Origin of the sequence: Kitasatospora sp. NPDC093558, from assembly GCF_040683475.1 — a bacterium.
In the GTDB taxonomy this organism is placed as follows: Bacteria; Actinomycetota; Actinomycetes; order Streptomycetales; family Streptomycetaceae; genus Kitasatospora.
On sequence record NZ_JBFBDY010000530.1, the window covers coordinates 1 to 4,421 of the forward strand.

Below are 4,421 nucleotides of genomic sequence, written 5' to 3' on the forward strand. Positions count from 1 at the left end.
CCGGCCGGCAGCGCCCCGACCAGCGTGGCGATCGCCGGCAGCGCGGACTCGTCACCGGCGAACAGGACCCAGTCGGCGGTGGCGGCGGCCTCGGCGAGCGGGACCTGCCGGGCGTACAGCTCGGACGGGCCGACCATGCCGAGCCGGTCCCCGGGCGCGGCGCGCAGCGCCCACGCGGAGGCGGGCCCGGTGTCGCCGTGCAGGACGAAGTCGATCTCGATCCGCCGGGTGCCGGGGATCCGGCGGCGGACGGTGAAGCTGCGCATCTGCGGACGCTCCGCCTCGGGAATGGCCAGGTAGGCCTGGTACCAGCCCATGGGGTCGTCGCTCTGGACGGGGAGCGTCGGCTCGGTCTGGCCGGGGCGGGGGAAGCAGAGCTTCACCTGCTGGTCGGGCGCGCCGCCGACGGTGTCGTCGAGGGCGGCGGCCTCGAACGTGACCCGGGCGGTACGCGGCGTGATACGGCGGACGTCGGCGACCTCGACGAGGGTGACGGGCAGGGTCAACGCCGAACTCCTCTCAATGGTGCGGCTTGCTAGCCTTACGACATAAAGAGTTGCTGTGACGCGGTTACTTTACACCATAAGGAGTTGCCGGAATGGTCGTGTACGCCGGGCAGGGCGACGCCCGCCGCTCGCTGTCCCTGCTGTGGCGCGCCCCCGGCGCCGAACCCGCCCCGCGCACCGGTCGCAGCGGCCCCAAGCCGGGCCTGAGCGTGGACGCGATCGTGTCGGCCGGAATCGCCGTGGCCGATTCCGAGGGCATGGCCGCACTCTCCATGCGCGCCGTCGGCGAACGGCTCGGCCGCACCGCGATGGCGCTCTACACGTACGTACCGGGAAAAGCCGAACTGCTCGACCTGATGCACGACCGGGCACTCGCCGAACTGCCGTCGGAATTCGACGGATCCGGGGACTGGCGGGCCGCCGTCACCGCCTGGGCCGAGGCGCTGCACGCCTGCTACCTGCGCCACCCCTGGGTGCTCCAGGTCTCGCAGGCCCGCCCGGTCCTGGGCCCGGCCGAACTCGCCGCCATGGAGGCCCTGTTGCGCGCCCTGCAGCCGGCCGAACTGCCCCCGCGGCGGCTGCGCGGGGCCGTCGGCGCGCTGTGGCAGTTCGTCCGCGGGATGGCCGGCGTGGCCGCCGAGGCCCGCGACGCGGCCGCCGCGACCGGCGTCGCCGACGCCGACTGGTGGACCGCCCGCTCGGCCCAACTCGCCGAGCTCGCCCCCGACTTCGCCGAGCGCTTCCCGCTCCTGACCGCCCTGGAGAGCGGCGGCGACCCCGACCCGCAGGAGCGCGACCGCGAAGGCTTCCGCAGCGGCCTCGCCGTACTCCTCGACGGGATCGCTCGCTCCTGAACGCTCAGCCGTGTTCAGCCCTGGCGAGCCGCCGGGATCGCCAGCAGCACGCCCAGCGCCAGCAGCACCACGTATCCGGCCATCTCGTGCCCGGCCGGGACGAGGAAGCGGACGAACCCGAACAGCCGGAAGCCCCCGAGGTGGTCGGAGAGCAGGCCGGTCGCACTGCCGAGGATCAGGACGGAACCGAGGTAGCCGAGCAGGGTCTTCATAACGGAAGCCTAGGAATCCGGCCACCCCGGGTAATCCGACTTTCGGCGCGACCTCGGCCCACCAAAGTCTCGGCGCCCCGCGCGGGATGGCCGAGGGCACCGGACGGAGCAGCAGGCACGGCGGCCCGGCGGCGCCGCGGGTACGTTCGCCGTGTGCAGCAGATGTCACAGCAAGCGGGCAGGCTGGCCGCGGCCTCCGCCGTGTCCGTCCTCGTGCTCGCCGCGACCGCCCCGATAGCGGCCGGACAGGACTCCACCTCCGTCGTCGGCGGCGAGCGGCTCGGCCGCTCCGACGTCCAGGTCGCCCCGCTCGCCGGGGCACCCGCGCTCCCGGCCGCGCTCAGCGGGCGCTCCTGGCTGGTCGCCGACGCCGGCACCGGCGAGGTGCTCGCCGCCCGCAACGCGCACGCGCCGATGCCTCCGGCCAGCACGCTGAAGATGCTGTTCGCGGACACCGTCATGACGAAGTTCGACCGCGCAGACGTGCACCAGGTGACACAGGCCGAGCTGGCCAACCTCGGCGCGGGCAGCAGCCTCGTCGGCGTCAAGGAGAACCTGCCCTACCGCGTCGAGGACCTCTGGCGGGGCGTCTTCCTCAGCTCCGGCAACGACGCCGTCCACGTGCTCGCCCACATGAACGGCGGCATCGCGAAGACCGTCACCGAGATGCAGACCCGGGCGTCGGCCCTCCAGGCCCGCGACACCAAGGTCGTCTCCCCCGACGGCTACGACATGGACGGACAGGTCTCCTCCGCCTACGACCTCACCCTGTTCGCGCGCGCCGGGCTGCGCATCCCCGACTTCCGCTCCTACTGCTCGACCCGCACGGCCCGCTTCCCCGGCGGGCTGGACAAGCTCACCGGGCAGCGCACCAGCTTCGACATCGCCAACACCGACCGCCTGCTGGGCAAGTACCCGGGCCTGATCGGCGTCAAGAACGGCTACACCACCAACGCCGGCGCCACCTTCACCGGCGCCGCCGAGCGCGGCGGCCGGACCCTCCTCGTGACGGTCATGCACCCCGAGGCCCAGGGCAAGGTGTACGACGAGGCGGCCAGCCTGCTCGACTGGGGCTTCGCCGCCGCCGGCAAGGTGCAGCCGGTCGGCCAACTCGCCGACGACACCGCCCCGGTGGCCACGGCGGACGCGCCCGTCGACTCCGTCCCGCAGTCCGACCCCGTCACCGGGGACCGGCCGCACGCCGCCCAGGACGAGGGCCACTCCCTCGGGCCCGCCACGTGGACGGCCGCCGCCCTCGGCGCGGCCCTCGTCCTGTGGGCCGCCGGCCGCACGGCCGCCCGCCGACGCGAAGCGGTCGCCCTCGCGGCCTCCGCCGCGCCGCTCCCGGCCGGCGGCTCCACCGGCACCAAGGGCTCCACCGGCACCGGCCGCCGCCGTCTGGCCCGCCGCGCCCGCGCCCTCGTCCACGGCGTCCGCGCCCGAACCCACGGCTGAAGCGGCCGGGCACGATGGAACTCTGGCTGCTGAACACCTTCTCGACGGTCACCCTGACCGTCCTCGTGGTCGGCGGTTCCGTCCTGCTGGCCGTGGCCGCCAGCACACTCGCCACCCGCCGGTTCCCCACCCTCGTCAAGGGCGAGAACAACGACATGGTCGGTGTCGTGCTCTCCCTGTTCGGCGCGATCTACGGAATCATCCTGGCCTTCGTCATCGTCAACCTCTGGACCCAGTTCGAGGACACCCAGAAGGTGGTCGCCACCGAAGCCACGTCGATCTCCCAGATCGTCCGCGACGCCCGCGCCTTCCCGCCCGACACCCAGGCCGCCGTCAACGGCGCCGTCCGGGACTACGTCCACGCCGTCGTCGAGCAGCAGTGGCCGCTCATGAACGCCGGGCACGGCAACTTCGAGGCGACCTCCGCCAAGGTGGACGGGATGTACGCGGCGCTGCGCGCCTACGAGCCGCAGTCCCAGTCCGAGCAGGCCTTCTACGCCGAGGCGCTGAGCAGCCTGAACGACGCGATCGCCCAGCGCCGCGCCCGGATCTTCGCCAGCCGCGACGAACTGCCGGCCCTGTTCCAGGTGCTGATCGTCGGCGGCGCGGTGGTCATCCTGCTGCTCACCCTCCTGTACGGCATCCGCAGCCGGAAGATCCGGCTGCTCTTCGTCGGTTCGGTCGCCGCGCTGATCGGCTTCAGCCTGCTGCTCGTCCCGGTGCTGGACCGCCCGTTCGCCGGGAGCGTGAGCGTGTCGCCCGAACCGTTCAAGCAGAGCACGCTCGCCGAGTTCTGGTGACGGCGACGCAGGTGAGCGCCCCTGGCGCTCTACACTTCCGGCCATGACCACCCCTGACCCCGCGTCCCGCGACCGGCTCGCCCGGATCGTCGAGCTGTCCTCCGGGAGCTACCTGCTCGTCACCACCTACAAGAAGGACGGCACCGCCGTGCCGACCCCGGTCTGGGTGGTGCGCGACGGCGAGGCGCTCGGCGTCTGGACCGTCACGAACTCCTGGAAGGTCAAGCGCATCCGCAACCGCGCGGACGTCCTCGTCGGCCCCTGCGACGTCAAGGGCCGCCCCACCGGCGAGCAGTACCCCGCCACCGCCGAGATCCTCGGCCCCGAGCGCACCGCCGCCTACCGCACCCTGCTGCGCCAGAAGTACGGCCTGCTGGGCGTGCTCACCCTGCTCGGCAGCCGGGTGCGGCGCGGCAACGACGGCACGGTCGGGATCCGGATCACCCTGAACGACTGACCCGACCGGCCCGCGCCCACGGGTGCGGGCCGGCGTGGCAGGCTTGCCCGTCATGGGAGACAACGCGGTGCCGCTGCTGGTCGTGGACGGTGCGAACGTCGTCGGGTCGGTGCCCGACGGGTGGTGGCGGGACCGGC

General features: G+C 73.3%; 6 protein-coding genes and 1 pseudogene. 5 read left to right on the forward strand and 2 right to left on the reverse strand.

What is annotated here, in order from left to right; genetic code table 11:
- Positions 1-506, reverse strand: a 506-nt coding sequence (locus tag AB0O00_RS30730) for a siderophore-interacting protein (RefSeq protein ID WP_363657312.1), incomplete at its 3' end; no start/stop codon positions are given.
- A 92-nt stretch (positions 507-598) separates the two neighbouring features.
- Between AB0O00_RS30730 and AB0O00_RS30735 the strand changes: the two genes are divergently transcribed.
- Positions 599-1,360, forward strand: a complete 762-nt coding sequence (locus tag AB0O00_RS30735) for a TetR/AcrR family transcriptional regulator C-terminal domain-containing protein (RefSeq protein WP_363657314.1) — start codon at positions 599-601, stop codon at positions 1,358-1,360.
- Positions 1,361-1,374: 14 nt separating this feature from the next.
- Here the strand turns inward: AB0O00_RS30735 and AB0O00_RS30740 are convergent, their stop codons facing one another.
- Positions 1,375-1,572 (reverse strand): hypothetical protein, encoded by a 198-nt coding sequence (locus tag AB0O00_RS30740; RefSeq protein WP_363657316.1) that lies wholly within the window; start codon positions 1,570-1,572, stop codon positions 1,375-1,377.
- A 162-nt stretch (positions 1,573-1,734) separates the two neighbouring features.
- On the opposite strand from AB0O00_RS30740, the gene AB0O00_RS30745 reads away from it, so the two are divergent.
- The 4 genes and pseudogenes from AB0O00_RS30745 to AB0O00_RS30760 form a co-directional block, all read left to right on the forward strand.
- On the forward strand, positions 1,735-3,027 hold the full coding sequence (locus tag AB0O00_RS30745) for a serine hydrolase (RefSeq protein ID WP_363657321.1): 1,293 nt from the start codon (positions 1,735-1,737) through the stop codon (positions 3,025-3,027).
- A 14-nt stretch (positions 3,028-3,041) separates the two neighbouring features.
- Entirely contained in the window at positions 3,042-3,827 is a 786-nt protein-coding gene (locus AB0O00_RS30750; protein ID WP_363657318.1) for a DUF4239 domain-containing protein, read from the forward strand.
- A 43-nt stretch (positions 3,828-3,870) separates the two neighbouring features.
- Entirely contained in the window at positions 3,871-4,284 is a 414-nt protein-coding gene (locus tag AB0O00_RS30755; RefSeq protein WP_363657320.1) for a PPOX class F420-dependent oxidoreductase, read from the forward strand.
- A gap of 52 nt (positions 4,285-4,336) precedes the next feature.
- Positions 4,337-4,421, forward strand: a pseudogene (locus tag AB0O00_RS30760) (NTP pyrophosphohydrolase); the annotation flags it as partial.

Coding starts and splice junctions, on each gene's coding strand:
- AB0O00_RS30755 (WP_363657320.1), top strand. CDS start 3,871: ATGACCACCCCTGACCCCGCGTCCCGCGACCGGCTCGCCCGGATCGTC.
- AB0O00_RS30735 (WP_363657314.1), top strand. CDS start 599: ATGGTCGTGTACGCCGGGCAGGGCGACGCCCGCCGCTCGCTGTCCCTG.
- AB0O00_RS30750 (WP_363657318.1), top strand. CDS start 3,042: ATGGAACTCTGGCTGCTGAACACCTTCTCGACGGTCACCCTGACCGTC.
- AB0O00_RS30745 (WP_363657321.1), top strand. CDS start 1,735: ATGTCACAGCAAGCGGGCAGGCTGGCCGCGGCCTCCGCCGTGTCCGTC.
- AB0O00_RS30740 (WP_363657316.1), bottom strand. CDS start 1,572: ATGAAGACCCTGCTCGGCTACCTCGGTTCCGTCCTGATCCTCGGCAGT.